The sequence below is a fragment of the Streptomyces sp. NPDC096205 genome, from assembly GCF_044763135.1.
GTDB lineage: Bacteria > Actinomycetota > Actinomycetes > Streptomycetales > Streptomycetaceae > Streptomyces.
The window spans coordinates 492,499-518,223 of the sequence record NZ_JBIWFS010000006.1; the positions used below are offsets into that span (position 1 = coordinate 492,499).

22 protein-coding genes, 1 tRNA gene and 1 riboswitch are annotated in these 25,725 nt (G+C 71.0%); of the genes, 15 read left to right on the plus strand and 8 right to left on the minus strand.

Features of this window, described 5'->3' with window-relative positions:
• Positions 1 to 15: 15 nt before the first annotated feature.
• The 9 genes from ACIQ6Y_RS24395 (at position 16) to ACIQ6Y_RS24435 (ending at position 10,454) form a co-directional block, all read left to right on the plus strand.
• Entirely contained in the window at positions 16 to 1,083 is a 1,068-nt protein-coding gene (locus ACIQ6Y_RS24395; protein ID WP_404042069.1) for a transglycosylase family protein, read from the plus strand.
• Positions 1,084 to 1,267: 184 nt separating this feature from the next.
• A riboswitch (cyclic di-AMP (ydaO/yuaA leader) is annotated at positions 1,268 to 1,446 on the plus strand.
• 3 nt (positions 1,447 to 1,449) lie between these two features.
• Positions 1,450 to 2,142, plus strand: a complete 693-nt coding sequence (locus tag ACIQ6Y_RS24400; protein ID WP_404042070.1) for a transglycosylase family protein — start codon at positions 1,450 to 1,452, stop codon at positions 2,140 to 2,142.
• A gap of 314 nt (positions 2,143 to 2,456) precedes the next feature.
• A complete protein-coding gene (gene eno / locus ACIQ6Y_RS24405; RefSeq protein ID WP_404042071.1) occupies positions 2,457 to 3,737 on the plus strand; it encodes a phosphopyruvate hydratase in 1,281 nt (426 codons plus the stop codon).
• A gap of 106 nt (positions 3,738 to 3,843) precedes the next feature.
• Positions 3,844 to 4,320, plus strand: coding sequence for a septum formation initiator family protein (locus ACIQ6Y_RS24410; protein ID WP_404042072.1), 477 nt, complete (start codon positions 3,844 to 3,846; stop codon positions 4,318 to 4,320).
• Positions 4,321 to 4,349: 29 nt separating this feature from the next.
• Positions 4,350 to 4,892 carry a DUF501 domain-containing protein gene (locus tag ACIQ6Y_RS24415; RefSeq protein WP_404042073.1) on the plus strand — a complete coding sequence of 181 codons (543 nt, stop codon included), beginning with the start codon at positions 4,350 to 4,352 and terminating at the stop codon, positions 4,890 to 4,892.
• Positions 4,889 to 5,830 carry an exopolyphosphatase gene (locus ACIQ6Y_RS24420; RefSeq protein WP_404042074.1) on the plus strand — a complete coding sequence of 314 codons (942 nt, stop codon included), beginning with the start codon at positions 4,889 to 4,891 and terminating at the stop codon, positions 5,828 to 5,830. The genes ACIQ6Y_RS24415 and ACIQ6Y_RS24420 overlap by 4 nt, the downstream gene beginning before the upstream one ends.
• Positions 5,831 to 5,960: 130 nt before the next feature.
• Positions 5,961 to 7,022: a DUF2382 domain-containing protein gene (locus ACIQ6Y_RS24425; protein ID WP_404042075.1), complete on the plus strand. Its 1,062-nt coding sequence runs from the start codon at positions 5,961 to 5,963 to the stop codon at positions 7,020 to 7,022.
• Positions 7,023 to 7,595: 573 nt separating this feature from the next.
• Entirely contained in the window at positions 7,596 to 8,984 is a 1,389-nt protein-coding gene (locus ACIQ6Y_RS24430) for an NAD(P)/FAD-dependent oxidoreductase (RefSeq protein WP_404042076.1), read from the plus strand.
• A 183-nt stretch (positions 8,985 to 9,167) separates the two neighbouring features.
• Positions 9,168 to 10,454 (plus strand): class I SAM-dependent methyltransferase, encoded by a 1,287-nt coding sequence (locus ACIQ6Y_RS24435; RefSeq protein ID WP_404042077.1) that lies wholly within the window; start codon positions 9,168 to 9,170, stop codon positions 10,452 to 10,454.
• Between the two features lie 53 nt (positions 10,455 to 10,507).
• Here ACIQ6Y_RS24435 and ACIQ6Y_RS24440 read toward each other — a convergent pair whose 3' ends face one another.
• Both ACIQ6Y_RS24440 and ACIQ6Y_RS24445 read right to left on the minus strand, forming a co-directional pair.
• Positions 10,508 to 13,036, minus strand: coding sequence for an ABC transporter permease (locus ACIQ6Y_RS24440; RefSeq protein ID WP_404042078.1), 2,529 nt, complete (start codon positions 13,034 to 13,036; stop codon positions 10,508 to 10,510).
• Positions 13,036 to 13,806, minus strand: coding sequence for an ABC transporter ATP-binding protein (locus ACIQ6Y_RS24445; RefSeq protein WP_404042079.1), 771 nt, complete (start codon positions 13,804 to 13,806; stop codon positions 13,036 to 13,038). The genes ACIQ6Y_RS24440 and ACIQ6Y_RS24445 overlap by 1 nt, the downstream gene beginning before the upstream one ends.
• Before the next feature lie 401 nt (positions 13,807 to 14,207).
• On the opposite strand from ACIQ6Y_RS24445, the gene ACIQ6Y_RS24450 reads away from it, so the two are divergent.
• Positions 14,208 to 14,290 (plus strand) — tRNA-Leu (locus tag ACIQ6Y_RS24450).
• Positions 14,291 to 14,565: 275 nt separating this feature from the next.
• On the plus strand, positions 14,566 to 15,444 hold the full coding sequence (locus ACIQ6Y_RS24455) for a Bax inhibitor-1/YccA family protein (protein WP_404042080.1): 879 nt from the start codon (positions 14,566 to 14,568) through the stop codon (positions 15,442 to 15,444).
• An 83-nt stretch (positions 15,445 to 15,527) separates the two neighbouring features.
• On the opposite strand, the gene ACIQ6Y_RS24460 is transcribed toward ACIQ6Y_RS24455, so the two are convergent.
• Complete coding sequence (locus ACIQ6Y_RS24460) at positions 15,528 to 15,758, minus strand: DUF4287 domain-containing protein (protein WP_404042081.1); 231 nt, start codon at positions 15,756 to 15,758, stop codon at positions 15,528 to 15,530.
• Positions 15,759 to 15,890: 132 nt separating this feature from the next.
• Between ACIQ6Y_RS24460 and ACIQ6Y_RS24465 the strand changes: the two genes are divergently transcribed.
• Positions 15,891 to 16,172 (plus strand): hypothetical protein, encoded by a 282-nt coding sequence (locus ACIQ6Y_RS24465; RefSeq protein WP_404042082.1) that lies wholly within the window; start codon positions 15,891 to 15,893, stop codon positions 16,170 to 16,172.
• Positions 16,173 to 16,261: 89 nt separating this feature from the next.
• Here the strand turns inward: ACIQ6Y_RS24465 and ACIQ6Y_RS24470 are convergent, their stop codons facing one another.
• The 3 genes from ACIQ6Y_RS24470 to ACIQ6Y_RS24480 all read right to left on the minus strand — a co-directional run bounded on the left by ACIQ6Y_RS24470 (position 16,262) and on the right by ACIQ6Y_RS24480 (position 19,761).
• On the minus strand, positions 16,262 to 17,032 hold the full coding sequence (locus tag ACIQ6Y_RS24470; RefSeq protein ID WP_404042083.1) for a hypothetical protein: 771 nt from the start codon (positions 17,030 to 17,032) through the stop codon (positions 16,262 to 16,264).
• Positions 17,033 to 17,314: 282 nt separating this feature from the next.
• Entirely contained in the window at positions 17,315 to 18,535 is a 1,221-nt protein-coding gene (locus ACIQ6Y_RS24475; RefSeq protein ID WP_404042084.1) for an acetyl-CoA C-acetyltransferase, read from the minus strand.
• Between the two features lie 203 nt (positions 18,536 to 18,738).
• The gene (locus tag ACIQ6Y_RS24480; RefSeq protein WP_404042085.1) at positions 18,739 to 19,761 is read right to left on the minus strand and encodes an SGNH/GDSL hydrolase family protein; all 1,023 of its coding nucleotides are present in this window, start codon (positions 19,759 to 19,761) and stop codon (positions 18,739 to 18,741) included.
• A 147-nt stretch (positions 19,762 to 19,908) separates the two neighbouring features.
• Between ACIQ6Y_RS24480 and ACIQ6Y_RS24485 the strand changes: the two genes are divergently transcribed.
• Positions 19,909 to 21,297 carry a cystathionine beta-synthase gene (locus ACIQ6Y_RS24485; RefSeq protein WP_404042086.1) on the plus strand — a complete coding sequence of 463 codons (1,389 nt, stop codon included), beginning with the start codon at positions 19,909 to 19,911 and terminating at the stop codon, positions 21,295 to 21,297.
• Between the two features lie 339 nt (positions 21,298 to 21,636).
• On the opposite strand, the gene ACIQ6Y_RS24490 is transcribed toward ACIQ6Y_RS24485, so the two are convergent.
• A complete protein-coding gene (locus ACIQ6Y_RS24490) occupies positions 21,637 to 22,059 on the minus strand; it encodes a hypothetical protein (RefSeq protein ID WP_404042173.1) in 423 nt (140 codons plus the stop codon).
• 222 nt (positions 22,060 to 22,281) lie between these two features.
• Between ACIQ6Y_RS24490 and ACIQ6Y_RS24495 the strand changes: the two genes are divergently transcribed.
• Both ACIQ6Y_RS24495 and ACIQ6Y_RS24500 read left to right on the plus strand, forming a co-directional pair.
• Positions 22,282 to 23,124 carry a MurR/RpiR family transcriptional regulator gene (locus tag ACIQ6Y_RS24495; RefSeq protein WP_404042087.1) on the plus strand — a complete coding sequence of 281 codons (843 nt, stop codon included), beginning with the start codon at positions 22,282 to 22,284 and terminating at the stop codon, positions 23,122 to 23,124.
• A gap of 108 nt (positions 23,125 to 23,232) precedes the next feature.
• A complete protein-coding gene (locus ACIQ6Y_RS24500) occupies positions 23,233 to 23,757 on the plus strand; it encodes a hypothetical protein (RefSeq protein WP_404042088.1) in 525 nt (174 codons plus the stop codon).
• Between the two features lie 86 nt (positions 23,758 to 23,843).
• Here ACIQ6Y_RS24500 and ACIQ6Y_RS24505 read toward each other — a convergent pair whose 3' ends face one another.
• On the minus strand, positions 23,844 to 25,538 hold the full coding sequence (locus ACIQ6Y_RS24505) for a diaminopimelate decarboxylase (RefSeq protein WP_404042089.1): 1,695 nt from the start codon (positions 25,536 to 25,538) through the stop codon (positions 23,844 to 23,846).
• Positions 25,539 to 25,725: the final 187 nt, after the last annotated feature.

The following is a 25,725-nucleotide window of genomic DNA, read 5'->3' on the forward strand; positions in this document are numbered from 1 at the left end:
ACGAAAGGCTTCCGCATGCTCTCCGGGAACGGTCGTCACCGTCGCCCCCGCCAGGCTCCGGCTCTCCTCGTCGCGGCCGGAGTGACCGGCTCCGCCATCGCGATCCCGCTGCTCGGCGCCTCGGGCGCGAGCGCGGCGGACGGCACCACCTGGGACCGGGTCGCGGAGTGCGAGACGGACGGTGCCTGGAGCGCGAACGACGGCTACGGCCACTTCGGCGGCCTGAGGCTGACCCAGACCGACTGGGAGACCTACGGCGGCCTGGACTACGCCCCGAGCCCCGAGCAGGCCAGCCGCCAGCAGCAGATAGCCGTCGCCGAGCGCGTCCTCGCGGACCAGGGCGTCACGGCGTGGCCGACCTGCGGCCCGCTCTCGGGCCTCGGTGAGGACTCCGCGCCGGCCGACGTCGACACCGGCGTCTCCGACGACACCTCCTCGGGTCTGGGCGGCCTGATCGACACCCCCGATTCGTCCGACACGTCCGACACATCTGGTTCGTCCGACTCCTCTCGTCTGCTCCCCTCTCCGTCCGAGTCGGCCTCGTCGTCCGACGACTCGTCGACCGAGGCCGACGGCGAGAGCGCCGACAGCGACGCGAGCGGCCGGACCGCCCAGGACGACCAGGGCAATACGACCAAGACGGACCCTTCGCCCGATTCGGACGCCGACCCGAGCGAAGACCCCGACGCCACCGCACTGGCGCCCGACAGCTCCGCCACGGGCGACGCACAGGGCGACTCGGACAAGTCCGGCCAGAGTGGTACCTCTTCGGACGAGACCGCCACCGGCCGCCACCGCGGCGACAGCGCCGACGAGGGCGTCGAGGAGGGCGTGGCGGACGGTCGTACGGGCGACTCCACGGGGCGTCACGCCTCGCGCAGCGGTGCGGCCGTGCGGGACGCCGCCGACGGCGAGTACACCGTGCGGGCCGGCGACAGCCTGTGGGGCATCGCCGACTCCCTTGGCCTCCAGGGCGGATGGTCGGAGCTGTATGCCGAGAACCGGCAGACGGTCGGCGTCGACCCGGACCTCATCCTGCCCGGTCAGACGCTCGCGGTAGGGGTCGAACCGGGCGAAAAGTAGCGGGAGTTCACGTCATGGTTCGCCGCTAAATGTCCGGTTTGGCGAAACTGTGGGATGAGTCTCAGAAGCCCTGATCGTCTTTGAAAATCCGCCGATCGCCTGTCTACGGTCATGACCGCTCGCCAACACGAGCCCCGGCCGCCACAAACGCCGAATCCTGCCAGTGGCAGCCCGGGAACAGTCGTCGCGTCAAGCGCCGTAGGCAGGAGCGGGGGACCCAAGGTAGGCGCCGGGTCCGGCAGTTGAGGAAACTCGACACCGGAACCGGCTTGGGGTGAAGCCGCAGCTCGTGAGAGCCGCGGCCGGGCAACTCAACCGGCCCGAACCCGACAGCTCACCTCGCAGGCGTCGGTGAGGGGATCCTCCATGCTGTTTTCCGGCAAGGGCAAGCACCGTCGTCCGTCCAAGGCCACTCGCGCCATCGCCATCGCCGGTGTGACCGGCGCCGCCGTCGCCGCCCCGCTGATGGCGGCCGGCAACGCCTCCGCCGCCACCGCCTCCGAGTGGGACGCCGTCGCCCAGTGCGAGTCCGGCGGCAACTGGTCCATCAACACCGGCAACGGCTACTACGGCGGTCTGCAGTTCTCCGCCTCCACCTGGGCCGCGTACGGCGGCACGCAGTACGCCGCCACGGCCGACCAGGCCAGCAAGTCCCAGCAGATTGAAATCGCCGAGAAGGTCCTCGCGGGCCAGGGCAAGGGCGCCTGGCCGGTCTGCGGCGTGGGCCTGTCCAGCGCCGCGTACACCGGCGGCGGCTCCACCGACTCCGGCAGCACCACCACGCAGGAGAGCACCCCCGCCCCCGCCCGCGAGACCGAGCAGCAGAGCGCCTCCCGCTCGCAGGAGCGCCCGGCCGCCAAGAAGACCGTCACCACCCCGACCGGCAAGAAGGTCGAGAAGGGCGACGGCGAGTACAAGGTCGTCAAGGGCGACACCCTCAGCTCGATCGCCGAGAAGCACCACGTCAAGGGCGGCTGGCAGAAGCTGTTCCAGCTGAACAAGGACATCATCGACGACGCCGACTTCATCTACCCGGGCCAGCAGCTGCACCTCAAGTAGGCAGCGCTTCCCCCGCCGGCTCCCCGCCCCGGTGCGTGTTCCCCCGTACGCACCGGGGCGGGGTCATGCCCAGGGGTCATGTCCAGGGGTCATGCCCGGGGATGCCCGGGGCGGGGCCCGTACGGCGATGAAGCGCGCGGCCGTGCACGGACGAGCTCACCGCCGCCCGTTTGTTCCGTTCGGAAACAATTTACGATCGGTTTCCGTCCACGGGGTGGGCGATCGGCTGGCCGATCCCCCGGAGGCGGTTAGGCTCGTCTCGCAGAGCCACCACGGTTCTGCTCAAAAGCGTCACATCCACGAAGGAGATGCTCGTGCCGTCCATCGACGTCGTCGTAGCCCGGGAAATCCTGGACTCCCGAGGCAACCCCACGGTCGAGGTCGAGGTCGGCCTCGACGACGGCAGCACGGGTCGTGCCGCCGTCCCGTCCGGCGCCTCCACGGGCGCCTTCGAGGCCATCGAGCTCCGCGACGGCGACTCGAACCGCTACCTCGGCAAGGGTGTCGAGAAGGCCGTCCTCGCGGTCATCGAGCAGATCGGCCCGGAGCTGGTCGGCTACGACGCCACCGAGCAGCGCCTGATCGACCAGGCCATGTTCGACCTGGACGCCACCGACAACAAGGGCTCGCTCGGCGCCAACGCCATCCTCGGCGTCTCCCTCGCCGTCGCCCACGCCGCCTCCGAGGCCAGCGACCTGCCGCTGTTCCGCTACCTGGGCGGCCCGAACGCGCACCTGCTGCCCGTTCCGATGATGAACATCCTGAACGGCGGCTCGCACGCCGACTCCAACGTGGACATCCAGGAGTTCATGATCGCCCCGATCGGCGCGGAGTCCTTCTCCGAGGCCCTGCGCTGGGGCGCCGAGGTCTACCACACGCTGAAGAAGGTCCTGAAGAACAAGGGCCTGGCCACCGGCCTCGGCGACGAGGGCGGCTTCGCCCCGAACCTGGGCTCCAACCGTGAGGCCCTCGACCTCATCCTCGAGGCCATCAAGGAGGCCGGCTACACCCCCGGCGAGCAGATCGCCCTCGCCCTCGACGTGGCCGCGTCCGAGTTCTACAAGGACGGCGTCTACACCTTCGAGGGCAAGGAGCGCTCCGCCGCCGAGATGACCGAGTACTACGCGGAGCTCGTCGACGCGTACCCGCTCGTGTCCATCGAGGACCCGCTGTTCGAGGACGACTGGGACGGCTGGAAGACCATCACCGACAAGCTCGGTGACAAGGTCCAGCTGGTCGGCGACGACCTGTTCGTCACCAACCCCGAGCGCCTCGCCCGCGGTATCGAGGAGGGCGCCGCCAACGCCCTGCTGGTGAAGGTGAACCAGATCGGCTCGCTCACCGAGACCCTGGACGCCGTCGAGCTGGCCCAGCGCAGCGGCTTCAAGTGCATGATGTCCCACCGCTCCGGCGAGACCGAGGACGTCACCATCGCCGACCTGGCCGTCGCCACCAACTGCGGCCAGATCAAGACCGGTGCCCCGGCCCGCTCCGAGCGCGTCGCCAAGTACAACCAGCTGCTGCGCATCGAGGAGATCCTCGACGACGCCGCGGTGTACGCCGGCCGCAGCGCGTTCCCGCGCTTCAAGGGCTGACCGTCACCCCGTAAGGCGGCCTGACAGGCAGCGTCGTACGTACGTCCCCGTACTCGGTCCCGTACCGTGTGCGGGGACGTACGTGCGTGATCGGGAGGCGGGCAACATGGCCGTGAAGGACCGGGACCGGTTCTCCACCGCGACCAGACTGCGACTGCTCGGCGAGCAGACCGCGGCCCGTGTCTACCGCTCCCAGACCCGCCGCCAGGCGCGCCGCTCCCGGCTCACCGGCCGGGCCGCGCTGCTCGCCCTGGTGGTCTGCTCGCTGATCGTCGCCCTCGCCTATCCGATGCGGCAGTACGTCGCCCAGCGCGCCGAGATCGCCGACATGGAGCGGCAGCAGCGGCAGGCGCGGGAACGCGTCGAGCAGCTGCGCGACCTCAAGGCGCGGTGGCAGGACGACGCGTTCGCCGAGCAGCGCATCCGCGAGCGGCTGCACTATGTGATGCCCGGGGAGACCGGCTACATCGTCGTCGACCCGGACGCCGCCGAGCAGTCCCGCACCGACCAGGGGGCGGCCGACCGCCCCTGGTACTCCAACGTCTGGGACGGCGTCGACAAGGCCGACGCCTCCGACCAGTGACAGATAGCAGAGAGACAACCTCAGGCCAGATGGAAACGCCCCCGCCGACCACACCCCGCACCGAGCCCACCGACGCGGACGTCGAGGCCTTCAAGCAGCAGCTCGGGCGGCCGCCGCGCGGGCTGCGCGCCATCGCGCACCGGTGCCCCTGCGGCCAGCCGGACGTCGTCGAGACGGCCCCCCGGCTGCCCGACGGCACGCCCTTCCCGACGCTGTACTACCTGACGTGCCCCAAGGCCAACTCGGCCATCGGCACGCTGGAGGCCAGCGGTCTGATGAAGGAGATGACCGAGCGCCTGCAGTCCGACCCGGAGCTGGCCGCGGCCTACCGTGCCGCACACGAGGACTACATCCGGCGCCGCGACGAGATCGAGGAGCTGAAGAACTTCCCGAGCGCCGGCGGCATGCCGGACCGGGTCAAGTGCCTGCATGTCCTGGTCGCGCACTCGCTGGCCGCGGGCCCGGGTGTGAACCCGCTCGGCGACGAGGCCCTCGCGATGCTGCCGGAGTGGTGGAGCAAGGGCGCGTGCGTGACCCTGCCCGAGAAGAGCGAAGAGGGGGAGGGCCGGTGACCCGGGTCGCCGCCGTCGACTGCGGTACGAACTCCATCCGCCTGCTGGTCGCCGACTGCGACCCTGCCACCGGTGAACTTGTCGAGCTGGACCGCCGTATGACGATCGTGCGGCTCGGCCAGGGCGTCGACCGCACCGGGCGGCTGGCCCCCGAGGCGCTGGAGCGGACCTTCGCCGCGTGCCGCGAGTACGCGGCCGTCATCAAGGAGCACGGCGCCGAGCGGCTGCGGTTCGTGGCGACCTCCGCCTCCCGGGACGCCGAGAACCGCGACGAGTTCGTGCGCGGGGTCATGGACATCCTGGGCGTCGAGCCCGAGGTCATCACCGGCGACCAGGAGGCCGAGTTCTCCTTCACCGGGGCCACGAAGGAGCTGACCGGCCGCGACGACCTCACCAGGCCGTACCTGGTCGTGGACATCGGCGGCGGCTCCACGGAGTTCGTCGTCGGTGACGACCACGTCCGGGCCGCCCGGTCCGTCGACATCGGCTGTGTGCGCATGACCGAGCGGCACCTGGTGCACGACGGCAAGGTCACCGACCCGCCCACCGAGGAGCAGGTCGCCGCCATAAGGGCGGACATCGAGGCCGCGCTCGACCTCGCCGAGCGGACCGTCCCGCTGCGCGAGGCGCACACGCTGGTGGGCCTGGCCGGCTCGGTGACGACGGTGTCTGCGATCGCACTGGAGCTGCCGGAGTACGACTCGGCGGCCATCCACCACTCCCGGATCTCCCGGGACAGGGTCCGTGAGATCACCGAGTGGCTGCTGCGCTCCACGCACGCCGAGCGGGCGGCGGTCGGGGCCATGCATCCGGGCCGGGTCGACGTGATCGCGGCGGGCGCACTGGTGCTGCTGTCGATCATGGAACGGATCGGCGCGCAGGAGGTCGTGGTCAGCGAGCACGACATCCTGGACGGCATCGCCTGGTCCGTCGCGTGACGGGAGAGCACTGAAGTGAGGCGATAGCACTTACGGAAAGAATGTGCTCTTTGTTGCCTATGGGTAGTTTCACACCTTTTGTGGCGTCAACCCGCCAAGGGAATCGCTCCGGAAGAAGGGTGAAACAAGCATGATCACCAAAGAGCAGATTCCCGCGGTCCTGGACCATCCGGTCCTCGACGAGGGCGGCAAGAAAATCGGTGAGGCCAAGCACGTCTTCCTCGACGACGCCACCGGGCGCCCCGAGTGGGCGTCGGTGAAGACCGGCCTGTTCGGCACCAGCGAGTCCTTCGTGCCCATCCGCGACGCCTCGCTGGTGGACGACCACATCGAGGTCCCGTACTCCAAGGGCAAGGTCAAGGACGCCCCGCATGTGGACGTCGACTCCGGCGGCCACCTGTCGGCGACCGAGGAGCACCAGCTCTACGAGTACTACGGCATGAGCTGGGACGAGTCCTGGGCCCGCGCCAACGAGCCCGGCGAGAGCGGCTGGGCGCACGGAGGCGCGGCAGGTGCCGCGGGTACCGCTGGTGCCGCGGGCACGGCAGGCGCCGCGGGCATGGCGGCGGGCACGGGCATGGCGGCGGGCACCGGCACACCGGCCACCGGCGAGCGCGGCACAGCGGCCACCGGCAAGGGCACCGGCACGGCGCCCACCGGCAAGCGCGGCATGGCCGCCACGGGCACGGGCACCGGCGCGGCGGCCGGTGCGCGTGCGGGCTACGACGACAACGCCATGACGCGGTCCGAGGAACGGATGCACGTGGGCGTCGAGCGCCGTGAGGCGGGCCGGGTCCGGCTGCGCAAGTACGTCGTCACCGAGGAGGAGGAGCGCACCGTTCCGCTGCGGCACGAGGAGGTGCGCGTCGAACGGGAGCCGATCACCGAGGCCAACCGCGACGCCGCGCTGTCCGGGCCGGAGATCAGCGAGGCGGAGCACGAGGTCGTGCTGCACGAGGAGCGGCCGGTCGTGGACACCGAGGTCGTGCCGATGGAGCGCGTCCGCCTGACCACGGAGGAGCACACCGAGGAGGAGACCGTACGCGGGCGGGTGCGCAAGGAGCGCATCGAGAGCGACGCCGAGACGGTCGACGACACCGGCAAGCGGGGCTACGGCTCCAGCAAGGGCTCCGCCGGGCCAGGCTCCGGCAAGCCGGGCTACGGCTCCGACAAGCCCGGCCCCGGCAGGTAGCCGGCGGCCCGGATCCACCCCGGGTCCCCGGCAGGCAGCCGGCAGCCCCGGATCCACCCCGGGTCCCCGGCAGACAGCCGGCAGCCCCGGATCCACCCCGGAATCGACGAGCGCCGCCGACGCACCGGCGGCGCTCCACCGCGCCCGCATCGAGCCCCTCCGCGCCTCTGTTGAGCAGGTCAGGGCCCCGTTTGAGCGCCCTGAGGGGGTCCGGGAACCGCCTCCGGTGACGCCACGTCGGAAAACTTCGTGAAGTTCTTCACAAGGATTTCGGTCGCGGAGGGGGCTGAAGGGCCTCCGATAAGCCGTTCCGGGGCCCCTCGGGGCCTTCGAATGCGAGACGGGGCGTCTTACCCGAGAGGGGCGCCCAAGGCGTCTGCAGGGGGCTCACGACGGTTTCCGAGGCCCGGAGAGGCAGCTCACGCGGTATGGACAACGGTCCAGGCCACCACACGGTTCCCGATCCGCAGCGTGGCCTGGATCACGTGGGCCGCGGAGTGTAACACGGGCCCCGTGGAAGCTTGTGAAGGGGCGCACGAGCGACCCCCCTGAGGCGGGTGGATACTCGATGGCATGAGCACCACGGAGCGTCCCAGGATCCTCGTAGTAGGCGGTGGGTACGTAGGCCTGTACGCAGCTCGGCGCATTCTCAAGAAGATGCGCTACGGCGAGGCGACCGTCACGGTCGTCGACCCCCGGTCGTACATGACCTACCAGCCCTTCCTCCCCGAAACCGCCGCCGGCAGCATCTCCCCGCGCCACGTCGTCGTCCCGCTGCGACGCGTGCTGCCCAAGGCGGAGGTCCTCACCGGCCGGGTCACCACCATCGACCAGGACCGCAAGGTCGCCACGATCGCCCCGCTGGTCGGCGAGGCGTACGAGCTGCCCTTCGACTACCTGGTGATCGCCCTCGGCGCGGTCTCCCGCACCTTCCCGATCCCCGGCCTCGCCGAGCAGGGCATCGGCATGAAGGGCATCGAGGAGGCCATCGGCCTGCGCAACCACGTCCTCGAGCAGCTCGACAAGGCCGACTCCACCAACGACGAGGAGATCCGCCGCAAGGCGCTCACCTTCGTCTTCATCGGCGGCGGCTTCGCCGGTGCGGAGACCATCGGTGAGGTCGAGGACATGGCCCGCGACGCGGCCAAGTACTACAAGAACGTGTCCCGTGAGGACATGCGCTTCATCCTCGTCGACGCCGCCGACAAGATCCTTCCCGAGGTCGGCCCCAAGCTCGGCCAGTACGGCAAGGAGCACCTGGAGAGCCGCGGCGTGGAGATCTACCTCTCCACCTCGATGGACTCCTGCGTCGACGGCCACGTGGTGCTGAAGAACGGGCTCGAGGTCGACTCCAACACGATCGTGTGGACCGCCGGCGTCAAGCCGAACCCGGCCCTGGCCCGCTTCGGCCTGCCGCTCGGCCCCCGCGGCCACGTCGACGCAGAGCCCACCCTCCAGGTCAAGGGCACCGACTACATCTGGACCGCGGGCGACAACGCCCAGGTCCCCGACGTCGTCGGCCGCAAGGCGGGCAACGAGAACGCCTGGTGCCCGCCGAACGCCCAGCACGCGCTGCGCCAGGCCAAGGTCCTCGGCGACAACGTGATCTCCGGTATGCGGGGCTTCCCGCAGAAGGAGTACAGCCACGCCAACAAGGGCGCGGTCGCGGGTCTCGGCCTGCACAAGGGCGTCGCGATGATCGTCATGGGCAAGATGAAGATCAAGCTCAAGGGCCGTCTCGCCTGGTACATGCACCGCGGCTACCACGGTCTGGCCATGCCGACCTTCAACCGCAAGATCCGCGTCTTCGCGGACTGGACGCTCGGCATGTTCCTCAAGCGCGAGGTCGTCGCCCTCGGCGCCCTGGAGACGCCGCGCGAGGAGTTCTACGAGGCCGCCAAGCCGGCCCCGGCTCCGACCGCCGCCGCCTCCAAGACCGAGGAGAAGGCCAAGGCCTCCTGACCGCACGGTCGTAGCACAGCCGAAGGACCTCCCGCCATCCGTGGTGCGGGAGGTCCTTCGGCGTTCCCGGGGCCCGCCGGAGGATTTGCCCAGACGTGACACGCGTGGGGGACTGCGGGCCCGGGGCACAGGTGTTTACGTGGTGTCAGACATCCGGGATCGCATCTCACGGAGGTGTGTGTCATGGCCGAGGTCGCGCCGCGGCTGAAGAGCCTTCTCGAACAGGTGCTGGGAGTTCCGCTCCCGGTCCGCATCCGGGCCTGGGACGGTTCGCAGGCCGGCCCCCCGGACGCGCCGGTGCTGATCGTGCGCAACCGCCGGGCGCTGCGACGGCTGCTGTTCAAGCCCGGCGAACTGGGCATGGCCCGCGCCTGGGTGGCCGGAGACCTGGACGTCGAGGGCGACTTCTACACCACCCTCGACCTGATGTCGGGTCTGATCTGGGAGCGCGACGACGACGCCCGCACCACCCTGGAGGCGCTGCGCGATCCCGGCGTACGGGCCGCCGCCCTCGGCCTGGTCCGGCTCGCCGGGCTCCCGCTGCCGCCCGCGCCGCCGCCCGAGGAGGTGCGCCGCCCCGGCCATCTGCACACCCGCCGCACCGACCGGCGCGCCATCAGCCACCACTACGACGTCGGCAACGACTTCTACGAACTCGTCCTGGGCCCGTCCATGGTGTACTCCTGCGCCTACTGGGAGGACGGCGGCACGCTGGAGGACGCCCAGCGCGACAAGCTCGAACTCATCTGCCGCAAGCTCGCCCTGAGACCCGGTCAGCGCCTGCTGGACGTCGGCTGCGGCTGGGGCTCGATGGCGATCCACGCGGCCCGCGAGCACGGCGTGAGCGTCCTCGGTGTCACCCTCTCCCAGGAACAGGCCGCCTACGCCCGCAAGCGCGTCGCCGAGGAGGGCCTCACCGACCGGGTCGAGATCCGGGTGCAGGACTACCGGGACGTCACCGACGGCCCCTTCGACGCGATCTCCTCCGTCGGCATGGCCGAGCACGTCGGCGCCGAGCGGTACCTGGAGTACACCCGCACCCTGTACGCCCTGCTCAAGCCCGGCGGGCGGCTCCTCAACCACCAGATCGCCCGCCGCCCGCAGAGCGACGAGGAGTCCTACAGCGTCGACGCCTTCATCGACGCCTACGTCTTCCCCGACGGCGAGCTCCAGCCCATCGGCACCACCGTCACCCAGCTGGAGCGGGCCGGCTTCGAGGTGCGGGACGTGGAGGCGATCCGCGAGCACTATGCCCTCACACTGCGCCGCTGGGTCGCCAACCTGGAGGCCGGCTGGGAGCAGGCCGTCCGGCTCGCCGGAGCCGGCCGGGCCCGCGTCTGGCGGCTGTACATGGCCGCCTCCGCGCTCGCCTTCGAGCACAACCGCATCGGCGTCAACCAGGTGCTCGCCGTACGCACCCCCGAGTCGGGCGACTCCGGGACACCGCTGCGGGCACGTACCTGGAACTGACCGCGCGAAGGGCCCCGCCCTCCGGAGAGAGCGGGGCCCCATCGTCCGTACGGCTACTGCGACTTGATCGCCGTCAGCATGTCCAGCCGGGCCGCGCGCCGGGCCGGCCACAGCGCGGCCAGCGTGCCGACCCCGGCGGCCATCAGCAGGAACAGGCCCATCCGGCCCCAGGGCAGGACCAGTTCGTACGTCGCCATGCGCGTGCCCAGCAGCTCACCGGCCGCCCAGCCGAAGAACACGCCGAGTCCGATGCCGAGGACACCGCCGAACAGGGAGATCACCAGGGACTCCAGGCGGACCATGCGCTTGACGTCCCGGCGGTCCAGGCCGACCGCGCGGAGCATGCCGATCTCCTGCGAGCGCTCGAACACCGACATGGCCAGGGTGTTGATGACGCCGAGGACCGCCACGATCACGGCCATGGCCAGCAGGCCGTAGAGCATGTTCAGCATCAGCGTGAACATCTGCGCGATCTCGTTGGAGATGTCCTTCTTGTCCTGGACGGCGATCGCCGGGTTGTCCCCGAGGGCCTTCTCCAGCCGGTCCTTGGCCGCGTCCGAGGCGCCGCCCGCGGTCTTCACCAGGACGTTCATGTCGCCCGGCTCGCCCTGGTGCGGGGCGAGCACGGCGTTGTCCAGCAGGATGCCGCTGAGCATGTCGTTGCCCTGGTAGACGCCGGCGACGGTCATCCGCTGCTTCGCGCCGTCCTCGTAGGCCACGGTGAAGGCCGAACCGGCCTTCCAGCCGTGCGCCTTCGCCGTCGCGTCGTCGACGACGGTCTTCGAGCCGGACACCGTGAAGGTGCCGTCGTCCAGGGTGAGGTCGGTGAGCCGGCCGATGACCGGGCCGTTGACGCCGGTCAGGTACTCCGTCTCGCCGTCGATGCGGGAGGGCGCGTTGCGCATCGGGCTGGTGGCGGTGACGCCCTCGACACGCTTCACCTTCTGCTCGACGTCCGGCGACAGGGTGTTGCCGTTGGTCATCGAGACGACGTAGTCCGCCTTCAGCGAGTCCGAGGCCATCTTGTCGATGGACCGCTGCAGGCTGCCCGCCATCACCGTCATCCCGGTGATCAGCGTCAGACCGATCATCAGCGCCGACGCCGTGGCAGCCGTACGACGCGGATTGCGCACCGCGTTCTGCCGGGCCAGCTTGCCCGAGACGCCGAACACGCGCAGCACCGGGGCGGCGGCCGCGATCAGCGGGCGCGACAGCAGTGGGGTCAGCACGAACACGCCGATGATCAGCAGGACCGCGCCGAGACCCATCGGGGCCTGGCCGTCGGAGCCGCTCATCGTGGTCGCCGCGAGGACGACCGCCACACCGGCCGCGGAGAACAGCGCGCCGATCGTGTTGCGCAGCACCAGCGACTTGGTGGTCGCCTTGGCGTGCACGCTGCTCATCGCCGCCACCGGCGGGATCTTCGCGGCCCGGCGGCCGGGCAGCCACGCGGCCAGCATCGTCACCACGACGCCCACCACGAGCGCGGTGGCGACCGTGCCGGGCGCGACCACCAGCGGGCCGTCGGGGACGGTCGCGCCGAGCGTGCCCATCAGCGCGCGCAGCCCCGCCCCGACGCCGACACCGGCGAGCAGACCGGTGACTCCGGCGACCGTGCCCACCACGAACGCCTCGATCAGCACCGACCGCGTCACCTGCCGGCGCGAGGCGCCGACCGCGCGCAGCAGCGCCAGCTCCTTGGTGCGCTGGGCGACCAGCATGGTGAAGGTGTTGGCGATGATGAACGTACCGACGAACAGGGCGATCCCGGCGAAGACCAGCAGGCCCTGCTTCAGGCCGCTCATCTGGGACGAGATCATCTCGGCCTGGTCGTCGGCCAGTTGCTGCCCGGTCGTGGTCTCCACGAGGTCCTTGGGCAGCGCCTTGTCCAGGGCGGCCTTCAGCTGCTCCTGGGAGGTGCCCGCGGCGGCCTCGACGGCGATCTGGTCGAAGGTGCCGGGCTTGCCGAACAACTTCTGCGCGGTGGCCGTGTCGAACAGGGCGAGGCTGCCGCCGGCCGCGACATTGCCGTCGTCGGTGGTGAAGACGCCAGTGACCTTAGGGGTCAGCACGGGCCCGTCGACGGACAGCCGTACGGTGTCGCCGACCCGGTATCCGGCGCGCTCGGCCGTCTTCGCGTCGAGCAGCACCTCGCCCTCGCCGTGCGGGGCGCGGCCGTCGGTCAGGGGGTAGCGCGGGTCCTTCGTGCCCCAGTAGTTGCCGCCCTGGGACTGGAAGCCGTTGCCGATCAGGTCGCCGTCCTTGTCGGCGAGGGCGGTGTAGCCGGTCACCACCCCCGTCACGGAGGCGGCGCCGGGGACCTTCGCGCTCTTGTCGAGCAGTGCCCGGGTCAGCTCGGGCGTCTCGCCGACGCGGTCGCCGGTGGCCTCCCGGTGCTCGGGCTCGACGGCGACGTCGACTCCCTCGAAGCCCTTGGCGAAGCTCTTCTGGTAGGCGTCGGAGACGGTACTGGTGAACACCAGCGTCCCGGAGACGAACGCCACGCCGAGCATCACGGCGAGCACGGTCATCAACAGCCGGGCCTTGTGCGCGAGTACGGTGCGCAGGGCGGTGCGGAACATCAGGAAGTACGGCCCTTCGCGTCGAACTGCTTCATACGGTCGAGGACCGACTCGGCGCTCGGCCCGTAGACCTCGTCGACGATCCGGCCGTCGGCGAGGAAGACGACCCGGTCCGCGTAGGCGGCGGCGACGGGGTCATGGGTGACCATCACGACGGTCTGCCCCAGCTCGCGCACCGAGTTGCGCAGGAACCCCAGCACCTCGGCGCCGGAGCGGGAGTCGAGGTTTCCGGTGGGCTCGTCGCCAAAGACGATGTCGGGCCGGGAGGCCAGCGCGCGGGCGACCGCGACCCGCTGCTGCTGGCCGCCGGACAGCTGCGAGGGCCGGTGCCCGAGCCGCCCGGACAGACCGACCATCGCGATGACGGTGTCCAGCCACTGCTTGTCCGGCCGGCGGCCCGCGATGTCCATCGGCAGGGTGATGTTCTCCAGCGCGGTCAGCGTGGGCAGCAGGTTGAACGCCTGGAAGATGAAGCCGATCTTGTCGCGGCGCAGCTTGGTGAGCTGCTTGTCCTTCAGGGCGCCCAGCTCGGTGTCGCCGATGCGCACCGAGCCCGAGGAGAAGGTGTCGAGCCCGGCCACACAGTGCATCAGCGTGGACTTGCCGGAGCCCGAAGGGCCCATGATCGCGGTGAACTCGGCCTGGTGGAACTCGACGGAGACCCGGTCGAGGGCGACCACCTGGGTCTCACCCTGTCCGTAGATCTTCGACAGCTCCGTGGCGCGTGCGGCCACCGCTGTGGTGCGGCCGGCGAGGGGAGTGGTGGTCACGGGAAGGCGCTCCTGTCGGGACGGGACGGTTCGAAGGACTCGATTCATCGTCCCGGCGGGGCAGGCCCTTGTAGTCAGCCGCTGTTCCGGTTCCGGGGGCAGCCTGCGGGCGGACCGGCGGCCCCGCCGTCATACCTGGGGATGACGCTCGACCCTGACTCGAGGCCTGGTGGAGGGGGTGTCCAGACCTCTTGAGGTATGGGGGGCGGGACGGTGAAATTCCGTCATTCCGCATACACCGCGCGCTACGGCACGCAAGGCTATTGGCAAGTGCGGATGACCCGTACCGGTGTCTGATGCTCCCTCAGACATCAATAAAATAAGACAACATGGCCCTGTGGGTCGGCTGCCCGGGTGACGTCTCCCGATAGGCTCGAACCTCGAAGCGGAGCCCACGGCCTGCCCGGATGGTGGAATGCAGACACGGCGAGCTTAAACCTCGCTGCCCCTCGCGGGCGTACCGGTTCGAGTCCGGTTCCGGGCACCTCCGACGTCGCTCCGCCCCGGCGAACGAATCTTCGTTCGACACCCTTCTTCGCCCACGGGGCCGGGCGGCGGTCTCCGGCCGGTTCCGGATGTGTACCGGGCGGGTACCGGCTTGGTCATGAGTACGTCCCGACGACCGAGGGAATCACCAGGCCGCGTAGCGTGTTGCGCAGCACACGGCAGGGAAAGATCCTTCTCAAGCACTAGGGTCATTCTTTTGCCTTTCCATTACTCTTGAGCCAAGGCTGCGCAGTGTGGCCATGGAGGAGTGAAATGAGGAGCAGCAACCCGGTCTTCTCGCGACGGGGGTTCAGCCGCGACAACGGCTACGCGGGCTTCAACACCGCGCCGCAGGCCGGGGCCGTCGGCACCCAGGGCAACCCTTACGCCCAGCCGGCGGGCGCCAACCCGTACGCGCAGAACCCTTACGCCCAGCAGGACCTGCAGTACGGCACCCCGCCGCAGGCCCCGGCCACCACCGGCCGGATGACGATGGACGACGTCGTCACGCGCACGGCCATCACGCTCGGCACCGTCGCCCTCGGCGCCGTGCTCGCGTGGGCCCTGCTGCCGGTGTCGTCCACCAGCTACGGCCTCGCCATCGGCGCGGCCCTCGTCGCCTTCGTGCTGGCGATGGTGCAGTCCTTCAAGCGCACCGCCTCGCCCGCGCTGATCCTGTCGTACGCCGCCTTCGAGGGCGTCTTCCTCGGCGTGATCAGCGAGATGTACAACACGCAGTGGTCCGGCGCGCCTTTCCAGGCGGTGCTCGGCACCATGGCCGTCTCGGCCGCCACACTGCTCGTGTACAAGGCAGGCTGGGTCCGCGTCACCGCGCGCTACGCCCGCATCGGCATGGCCATCGCCCTGGCCTTCATCCTGGTCATGGCGGTCAACCTGCTGCTGGTCGCCTTCGGCGTCGCCGAGGACGGCGGACTGCGCAGCTTCGGGCCGCTCGGCGCGATCGTCGGCATCATCGCCATCGTGCTCGGCGCGTTCTTCCTGACGCTCGACTTCAAGCAGATCGAGGACGGCATCGCCTACGGCGCGCCCCGCGAGGAGTCCTGGCTGGCCGCGTTCGGCCTGACCATGACCCTGGTGTGGATCTACGTCGAGATGCTGCGCCTGGTCGCCATCTTCAGCGGCGACGACTGACCGACGCCCCTGACGGACGCATGAGAAGGGCCCCGGGATCACTCCCGGGGCCCTTCGGCGTCTGTGGCGCGCTCACCGCGGTCTCACCGCAGCTTGCGCGCTGCCCTCCTCAGGTCGTACTCGTGGACGAGTGCCTTGGCATGGCCGTACGCGAGGTTGTACTCGTGGCGCAGCCAGCTGACCTTCTCCTCGAAGCGGAAGAGGGAGGGGCCTTCCTCGACGGTGCGCAGCCAGTCGGAGACTTCACGACCGGTGCAGTGGGGGATGCGGGCGAGCAGGTTGCGGTGGGTCTCCTCGGAGAGGACGTGGGACATCGGCGCCTCCGGATGCATGGGGTGTAAGCCGGTCCTTCAGGTCACCGTGCCTGAGTGTTCGCGTGTTGGCAACAGTCCTGCCGCGGCGCGTAGTCTCGCGGGGTGGTTGATACGACGGGACTCGTACGGGCCGTGGATCAGTTTGCCGACCGGTTGCGGGCGGCGCCGCAGTCTCGCCTCCAGCGGGGTGCGGCTGCGGAGGCGCTGCAGTTGGCCCGCGCACTGGCCCGGTGGGCGCAGGAGGTCGAGGCGCCGGGGGCTGTGCCTCGGGAGATGCCGGATGCCGGGATGTTCGCCGCGGCCGATCAAGTGACCGTGGCTGCGCGGGATCTGGCTGTTGTGCTGACGAGTGACGCGGATGTCGCTTCTGCTGTGCGGCTTGTTGAAGAGGCGCAGAAGCGGGCGGGTGTCTGAGGTTCGTTCGCGGCTTTCCGTCGTCCTTGGTTGCTCGCGCCCGCGCGGCGGAGCCGCATATCGATACAGCCCCGCGCCCCTGAAGACGACTACAGGCTCGCTATGACCCTGTCCGCCAGGACGTAGACGTTCTCTGCTCCGCACTGGAACGTCAGGGTGTAGGCGCCCGAGATGCCGGAGCCGCCGAGGAGGAGGGGCTTCTCGCCCTCCGTCAGGGCCTTGGCGAGGCGCTCCGCGGTCTCCTTGTGGCCCGGGGTCATGCACAGGGTGGTGCCGTCGGCGAAGACGTAGACGTCGAGGGTGCCCAGGGGGCCCGGGCGGACGTCGGTCAGCTCCACGCGGGAGGTCGCGAGGTCCTCCAGGGTGGTGATGGTGCGCTCGTGGTCGCCCATCACGGGCGAGGCGACCGGGACGAAGTCCGGGTGCGAGGGGTGGCGGCGGCGGGCCGCGGCCAGCTCCGGGGACTCCCCGGCGAACTCGTCGCCCGGCTCGGTCACCGGCTCCAGCGGCTCCAGGCCCACCAGATCGGCCTGGCGGGGCAGGAACAGGTCGCTCTCGGTCAGACCGAGCAGCGAGGGCGCGTCGGAGGCGTCACGCGCCTCCTGGGCGGCCCAGAAGGCGCGGGCCTCGGCCAGCTCGCGCTCGCGCTCCTCGGCGAGAGCCTCGGCGACGGCGGCGCGTATCTCCTCGGCGTCGGCCGTGGAACGGGCGGCGGGCACGAGGGCGCGCACGGAGGCGCGGCCCTCAGCGAGCTCGGTGCGCAGGGCGGCGACCTGACGGCGCAGCCCGATGAGGGTGCGCAGGACGGCGACGCCCACGGCGCCGGTGGCGGCCGTGGTGACCAGCAAGGCGATCGGCATGGCGCTCACTGACGTACTCCCGGTTCAAAGTCGACCCCCGACTTCCTACATCAGCTTGAAGGGCGGACTATCCAGCTGTCAGTGCGTAACGTCACGAAACGGACAGGTCATTGAGCCCGGGGTCAGGTGTCGAAACCGCGCTGAGCTGCGTAAATCCCCTGGGGAGGGAGGTAGGTCACATCCTGAGGGAGATTGGATCACAAATCGGCCCGGTGTCCGAGTGGTTCTCGGACTCCGGGCCTGATCGTGACGGTGGGTGCCTTCGCGGTCACCCCAAGTCTCTCAGCTCAGACGCTCGATGACCATCGCCATGCCCTGGCCGCCGCCGACGCACATGGTCTCCAGACCGAACTGCTTGTCGTGGAACTGCAGGGAGTTGATGAGCGTGCCGGTGATCCGGGCGCCGGTCATGCCGAAGGGGTGGCCGACGGCGATCGCACCGCCGTTGACGTTCAGCTTGTCGACGTCGATGCCGAGTTCGCGGTACGACGGGATCACCTGGGCGGCGAACGCCTCGTTGATCTCGACCAGGTCGATGTCGTCGATGGTCAGGCCCGCGCGGGCGAGGGCCTGCTTCGACGCCTCGACCGGGCCGAGGCCCATGATCTCGGGGGACAGGCCGGAGACGCCGGTCGACACGATGCGGGCGAGCGGGGTCAGGCCCAGCTCGCGGGCCTTGGTGTCGGACATGATCACCAGGGCGGCGGCGCCGTCGTTCAGCGGGCAGCAGTTGGCGGCGGTGACCAGCCCGTCGGGGCGGAAGACCGGCTTCAGGCCCGAGACGCCCTCCAGGGTGACGCCGGCGCGGGGGCCGTCGTCCGCGGAGACGACCGTGCCGTCCGGGAGGGTCACCGGGGTGATCTCCCGCTCCCAGAAGCCGTTCTTGATGGCCTGCTCGGCCAAGTTCTGAGAACGGACGCCGAACTCGTCCATGTCCTGGCGGGTGACGCCCTTGACGCGGGCGAGGTTCTCCGCGGTCTGGCCCATCGCGATGTAGGCGTCCGGCACGAGGCCGTCCTCGCGCGGGTCGTGCCAGGTGGTGCCCTCCTGCTGGGCGACCGCCGCGGTGCGGGCCTCGGCCTCGGCGAAGAACGGGTTGTGCGTGTCGGGCAGGCTGTCGGAGTTGCCCTTCACGAACCGGGAGACCATCTCGACGCCGGCCGAGATGAACACGTCGCCCTCGCCGGCCTTGATGGCGTGCAGGGCCATGCGGCTCGTCTGCAGCGAGGAGGAGCAGTAGCGGGTGATCGTGCAGCCCGGCAGGTGGTCCATGCCCATCTGCACGGCGACGATCCGGCCGAGGTTGTTGCCCTGCTCGCCGCCGGGCAGACCGCAGCCGAGCATCAGGTCGTCGATGTCGCGCGGGTCCAGCTCGGGGACCTTGGCGAGGGCGGCCTGGATGATCGTGGCGGTGAGGTCGTCCGGGCGCAGGTCCTTGAGGGAGCCCTTGAAGGCGCGGCCGATGGGGGAGCGGGCGGCTGAGACGATCACGGCTTCGGGCATCACGGCTCCAGACGACGTCGGATGGGGTACTCCGGCGAAATTACCGGTACGTAGGGGGCGTGGTCATCGGGATCGCTGTGTGATGCGGGCCTCTTTTCCAAGCGCTTGCTTAGTGGAGGTCAGCGTCGTTTTCGGCTTGCCGCCGCGTGGTCGCTCTTCGCGCCCACGCGGCGGAGCCGCATATAGATACAGCCCCGCGCCCCTTAGGACGCCACCGTGGGAGCCTGCTCGGGTTCCTGGAGCCGCCGCCTCCTGCGGCGCTTCAGCAAGGCCCATGGACCCCGCGGCCCCGCCGGGATCGCGGCCGCCACCTCTGTGCCGGCCTCCGAGGCGGCCGCGGCCGCGGCCTTGGCGACCGGCAGGAAGCCCTCGCGGCGGGTGAGGTCGGGGCGGTCCTCGTCGGCCGGCCACAGGCCGAGAGCCGCGCAGACCGTCGGCAGGACGGCCATGGCGGCGGTGGCGTAGCCCTCGGCGGAGGGGTGGTAGTGGTCGGGGCCGAACAACTCGCGCGGGTTCGCGGCGAACTCCGGGCCCAGCAGGTCGCCCAGGGACACGGTGCGGCCGCCCTGCTCGACCACGCCGATCGTCTGCGCGGCGGCCAGCTGCCGAGAGGCCCGCCTGGCCAGCCAGCGCAGGGGCTGCTGCACCGGCTCGATCGTGCCCAGGTCGGGACAGGTGCCGACCACCACCTCGGCGCCGGCCGTACGCAGCCGTCGTACGGCCGTGGACAGACAGCGCACCGAGCGGGTGGGCGGCATGCGGTGGGTGACGTCATTGGCGCCGATCATGATCACGCAGACGTCGGGGGCCCGGCCGGGGTCCGACAGGGCGAGCGACACCTGCCGGTCCAGGTCGTCGGAGCGCGCGCCCGGCAGGGCCACGTTGCGCAGATCCACCGGCCGCTCGGCGACCGCGGCCAGCCCGGAGGCCAGCAGCGCGCCCGGTGTCTGGCCGGAGCGGTGGACGCCCTGGCCCGCGGCCGTGGAGTCGCCCAGCAGCGTCAGCCTGAGCGGCGGCTGCCCCGGCACCGTGTACCCGGCGCCGTACAGCCCCTGTGCTCTCGGTACATGCGGCACCGCGCCGTTGCCCACGTGCCGCCTGGCCAGCCGGACCTCCGCCAGCAGCAGCCCGACGACAGCCACGCCGGCCAGACCGACACCGCCGCCCCCGTACGCCGCGCCGGCCGCGATACGCCGGGCCACCCTCGCCCTCGACATGCTCGTCATGCGTCGCCGCCACCTCCTCGTACCCGTACACCCACTCCTTGCCCCGTACGGACCGTCGGCCAATCTCAACAGGGAGTGAACGACCCTCGGGGGCCGTAGGCTGGCGGCACATCACGACCACCCTTTTTGCGGCATCCGGAGACAACGGTGCGATTCCACGACTCGATGATCAGCCTCGTCGGCAACACCCCGCTGGTGAAGCTCAACAGCGTGACCAAGGGCATCAGGGCGACCGTCCTGGCCAAGGTGGAGTACTTCAACCCCGGCGGCTCGGTGAAGGACCGGATCGCCCTGCGGATGATCGAGGCCGCCGAGGAGAGCGGTGCGCTCAAGCCCGGCGGCACGATCGTCGAGCCCACCAGTGGCAACACCGGTGTCGGACTCGCCATCGTGGCCCAGCAGAAGGGCTACAAGTGCATCTTCGTGTGCCCCGACAAGGTGAGCACCGACAAGATCAACGTGCTGCGGGCCTACGGTGCCGAGGTGGTCGTGTGCCCGACCGCCGTCGCCCCCGAGCACCCGGACTCCTACTACAACGTCTCCGACCGCCTCGTGCGCGAGACGCCGGGCGCCTGGAAGCCGGACCAGTACTCCAACCCCAACAACCCGCTCTCCCACTACCACTCCACCGGCCCGGAGCTGTGGGAGCAGACCGAGGGGAAGATCACGCACTTCGTGGCGGGCGTCGGCACCGGCGGCACCATCTCCGGCACCGGCCGCTATCTGAAGGAGGCGTCCGAGGGCCGCGTCCAGGTCGTCGGCGCCGACCCGGAGGGCTCGGTGTACTCCGGCGGCTCCGGCCGCCCCTACCTCGTCGAGGGCGTCGGCGAGGACTTCTGGCCGACCGCCTACGACCGTGACGTCGCGGACGAGATCGTCGCCGTGTCCGACAAGGACTCCTTCCAGATGACCCGCCGCCTCGCCAAGGAGGAGGGCCTGCTGGTGGGCGGCTCCTGCGGCATGGCGGTCGTCGCCGCGCTGAAGGTCGCCGAGCGCCTCACCGAGGACGACGTGGTCGTCGTCCTGCTGCCGGACAGCGGCCGCGGCTACCTCAGCAAGATCTTCAACGACGAGTGGATGGCCGACTACGGCTTCCTGGAGGACGCCGGCTCCAGCGCCCGCGTCGGCGACGTGCTCAGCGACAAGGAGCACGGCGCGATGCCGTCGCTGGTGCACATGCACCCCGAGGAGACCGTCGGCCAGGCCATCGAGGTGCTGCGCGAGTACGGCGTCTCGCAGATGCCGGTCGTCAAGCCGGGCGCCGGTCACCCGGACGTGATGGCCGCCGAGGTCGTCGGCTCGGTCGTCGAACGCGAGCTGCTGGACGCCCTGTTCAACAAGCGCGCCTCGCTGGAGGACCCGCTGGAGAAGCACATGTCGGCCCCGCTGCCGCAGGTCGGCTCGGGCGAGCCGGTCGGCGACCTGATGAACGTCCTCGGCCGGGCCGACGCGGCGATCGTCCTCGTCGAGGGCAAGCCCACCGGTGTGGTGAGCCGTCAGGACCTGCTGGCCTTCCTGGCGAAGTCCGGGAAGTAGCGGCGAACATCGGGTGAACTGCCGGAGAACCGGCGCCACTTGCCGGTCACCCGGCGTGCCGCCGGACTTCGCGGAAGTGGTACGAGCGCGTCACGTCCGCGCAGCACCCGCTTAACACGCGTCCGGCACAGTAGTGGTTGTCGGCAGGGAGGGAGCGGCTCCCCTCCCGGGCCGGCGCCGAACGGCGCCTAGGACCTCCGGAGCGGCTCCCGGACCTCCATGGACGCCACGGACGCGAAAGCCCTCTGCGGCCCGCGTCCCTCGCGGGGACCGCCGTCGTCCCGCCCCCCGGCAACGGGGGTGCGGCGGTCCCCGCGCAATTTCTTCCCTCGGTGAGGGTCAGTCCCGCCAGGTGTCTTCCTCGTCCCGCCCGCGCCGCCTGAACAGGCCCGGGTTCATGCGTACCGCCTGTACGACGTTCACGCCGACGATGCCCGTCCAGGCGATCAGCAGACCCGACAGGTCGGCGACGCCGCCGCCGATGGCGGACAGCGGGATCGCCAGCACCAGCGAGACGATGCCGAAGCCGTAGCGCTCGCCCCAGGAGTCGGTGCCGCCCGGCGTCCGCGTGTCGCGGGCCGCAGCCATCTGCTGCTCGGCGAGCTGCCGTCGCACCCGGCGCTCCACCGCGCCGTCGATCCGCTCGTCGACCTTCTCCAGGAACGACTCCACCAGCGCGGACTCGTACTCCTCACCCAGCTCCCTGCGGGCGTGCAGGGTGGCGTCGAGTTCCTTCTTCAGGTCGGTGTCCCGCCCGTCCATTGCGCTCATGGCCTCCACGGTAGGAACCGGGCGGGGGTTGCGCATTGGGGGTAACCCCCGGTTCCGTTCTCGGGTGGGCCGGGGGACAGCGGCGACCCGGCCGTCCGTGTCGCAGGCGTGAGACGGCACTTGCCCGGCTGCATAAGAGCATGCAGAGTTCTTGACAGCTGAATATCCCGGACCTCGGAAAGCGTCCGGGACCTCTGGAGGGGGAAGCCCGTCATGAGCGTGACCGACAGCCCTGCGGCCCGACTGCAGGCGCTCTTCGAGGGGCACCGGCTCACGCCCACCCAGCGCCGCATCGCGCATAGCATGGTGCGGCGGGCAGCCGACGTGCCGTTCCTGTCCAGCGTGGAACTCGCCGAGCTGGCCGGTGTCAGCCAGCCCTCCGTCACCCGCTTCGCCGTCGCCCTCGGCTTCGACGGCTACCCCGCGCTGCGCCGCCATCTGCGCGAGGTGGCCCCCGCCGAGCCCTCCGCGGACGCGGCCGTCGCCAACGAGTACCAGCAGGCCGTCGAGGCCGAGATCGCCAACCTCCGCCATCTCGCCGACGCCCTCGCCGACCCCGCCCCCGTCGCCCGGGCCGGCCAGGTGCTCGCCGCCTCCCGCCCGCTGCCCGTCCTCGGCCTGCGCGCCGCCGCCGCCCAGGCGTACGGGTTCGCCTACTTCGCCGCCAAGGTCCACCCCGACGTACGCCTCCTGGACGAGGGCGGCACGATGATCCACGACCGCATCGACGCCGCCGTGCACGCCGGTGCCACCGCCCTGCTGTGCTTCGCGCTGCCGCGCCATCCCCGCGAGGTCGTCGACACCCTCGCCTACGCCCGCGAGGCCGGACTGACCGTGGTCACCGTCGCCGACTCCGCCTTCGCGCCCGTCGCCAAGGTCTCCGACCTGCTGCTGCCCGCCGCCGTCGGCACCGGGCTCGCCTTCGACACGGCCTGCGCGCCGATGCTGCTGGGGCGGGTCCTGCTGGAGGCGATGGCCGACGAACTGCCCGACGCACAGGCCCGGTTGGAGGAGTTCGACGCCAAGGCGGCGGCGCGCGGGCTGTTCGTCGACTGACCCGGCCCCTTTCCGGCTTTCCGGTCGCGTCTTCTCACGTTCGTCTCAGCTTCGCCCGCTACTCTGCCCGGCCGACACCAGTGCGCCGAGGCGACGAGGAGGCGGAACGTGGCGCGTGCAGGTCGTGGAGAGCGTGGAGGGCAGGGACTGGCCAGGGTGGCCGCCGTCGTACGGGCGGGAGCGGCGCCCCTGTGGTGGCTGGGGGTTCTCGCAGCCGGGGCCGGGGTGTGCGTGCCCGGGCTCACGGGGCGGCGGATCGGCGTCCTCGCCGGGGCCGCGGCGTTCCTTGTCGCGGCGGCCGTGGTCGCGGTCGCCCGCAGACGGCGTTACGCGGCGCTGGCCGAGGCGGCCGCACGGGCCGGGCGGTACGACATCCTGCAGGACCGCGCGGTGACGGTGCGGGAGTGGCGGCGGAGCCGCCGGTGGTGGCTGCTGCTGGCCTTCCTCGTCGCGCTGGGCAGCGCCTCGGTGATTCCCGCCGCCGGAGGGATGCTGCTCGCCGGGTGCGGGGCCGGGCTGTGGCTGAAGTCGGCGTGGTTCCGGCGGCGGTTCGAGCGAGACGCCTTGTTGTGGGTGCCGGTGGGGTCTTCGGTGGCCGAGTATCGGACGACAGGTGTTGCTGCGGGGCGGTGAGAATGCGCGCCGTGGGGGTTCTGCCGGGTACCCGGTGCCGGTTGTCCGTGGTTTCTCGCGCAGTTCCCCGCGCCCCTTCAGCGGCGTCACAGGTCTGTCAGTGCGGAGGCCTGGGCGCCCCCTGACTCCGCCACTATCTCCTGCAGCGTCTGCGCCCTTCGTACGGTCGCGAAGGCCGTGTTTCCCTCCCTGTCCGTGGCGAAGCCGTAGATCGGCGGACGCGCCAGGGAGTTGTAGGCGTAGTGGTGCGCGAAGTAGTACGCGCCGGTGTCCAGGGCGGCCGCATAGTCGCCCTGGTCCAGGCGGGGCAGGGGGTGGGCCGCGGCGAGGAGGTCGCCGGCGAAGCAGGCGGGGCCTGCCACGTCCTGGGCGACCGGGGGGCCTTCCTTGGGGCGGCCCTTGGGGTCGTAGGCGGCGATGCGCAGGGGCCAGGAGGCGGGGGCGTAGACGGTGCGGGTGGCGACCTGCACGCCGGCGTGGGTGACGGCGACGGGGCGGCCGCCCGCGGTCTTGGTGTACTCCACGCGGGCCACGATCGTGCCGTGCTTGGCGAGCAGGGAGCGGCCGAACTCGGTGACGAGGCCGTAGCGGCCGTCGAACAGGCCCGGCACCACCTCGCGCAGCAGCCGGGCGTACTGGGCGTAGGTCGGGGTCGTGGTGTCCGAGGTGAAGTTCACCGGCAGGCCGCCGCCGATGTCGATCGTGTCGATCTGGGGCCGGCCGATGCGCCGGTTGATCTCCTCCGCCAGCGCGTACGCCTCCGCCACACCCTTCGCCATCAGGGACAGCGGGATGCCCTGCGAGCCGGTGTGCGTGTGCAGCCGGGTCAGCCAGGGCCGGCGGCGGTAGGCCTCCACGACCCAGTCGCGGGCGCCCTCGTCCCGTAGCGCCACGCCGAACTTCGAGGTGGGCGTCGCGGTCGACAGCGCCTCGATGGCACCGCCGCCGACCTGCGGGTTGACCCGGATACCGAGGGGGGAACGGCTGGGGGCTGACCGCATCAGGGCGTCGATGCGGTCCAGCTCCTGCGGGTTGTCGGCGTTGACGGCGATGCCCAGCGCGAGCGCCTCGCGCAGCTCGGCCGGGGTCTTGGCGGGGGAGTCCAGCACCGTGTCCTTCGGCGGCACCCCGGCCGCGCGGGCCAGCGCCAGCTCGCCCGGACTGGCCACCTCCGCGCCGATGCCCTCGGCGTGCAGCAGCCGCAGCACCGGCACCAGCGGGGACGCCTTCACCGCGAAGGCGTGCAGCACGGGCGTGCCCGGCGCGACCACCGCGTCGAACGCCGCCCGCAGCTCGGCCGCCGAGTCCCTGATGCCGGCGACGTCCAGCAGCCCCACGATCGGCTCCTCGGCCCCGAGCAGCCCCCGCTCCACCGCCGCCCGCACGGCCTCGTCCCGCCGCAGCACCCGCTCGTCGTCGGCGTCGACGGTGTCGTCCCGGTGGACGGGCCGTCGGCCTTCGGTGCCCGTAGCCTCGGCGCGGCGGGCCGCCTGCTCGGCGTCGGGGGCCAAGGGGTCGTGCCGGCGGCCGGGCTGTGGGGTCTCGGTAGCCGGCGCCTCGTCCCGGCGGGCCGCCTGCCGGCCGTCGGGGTCGGCGGTGTCGTCCCGGTGGCTGGGCCGTGCGTCTTCGGCGCCCGGCGCCTCGGCGCGGTGGGTCGCCTGGGCGCCGTCAGGGCGGTGAGGAGGCTGCGGGCCGTGGAGGTCCGCGGTGGCGTCCCGTCGGAGTGCCCGTCCGTCGTCCGTGCCCGGTGTCCGGGCCGTGTCGTCGTCGTGACCGCCCATCTTCACGTCATCCCCCGAGATGTCGCCGCTGCTCCCGGCATTCCCTGCCCTGTCGATGCCGGGGTCCGTACATCCAGCCAAACATCTCCGGCGCGGCCACGCGGGCAGACCCATGTATTGACTAGTTCTATTCAGGAGGTCAGGATGTGAATAACAGATGCAACATTCCGCAGGGAGCACAGCCACC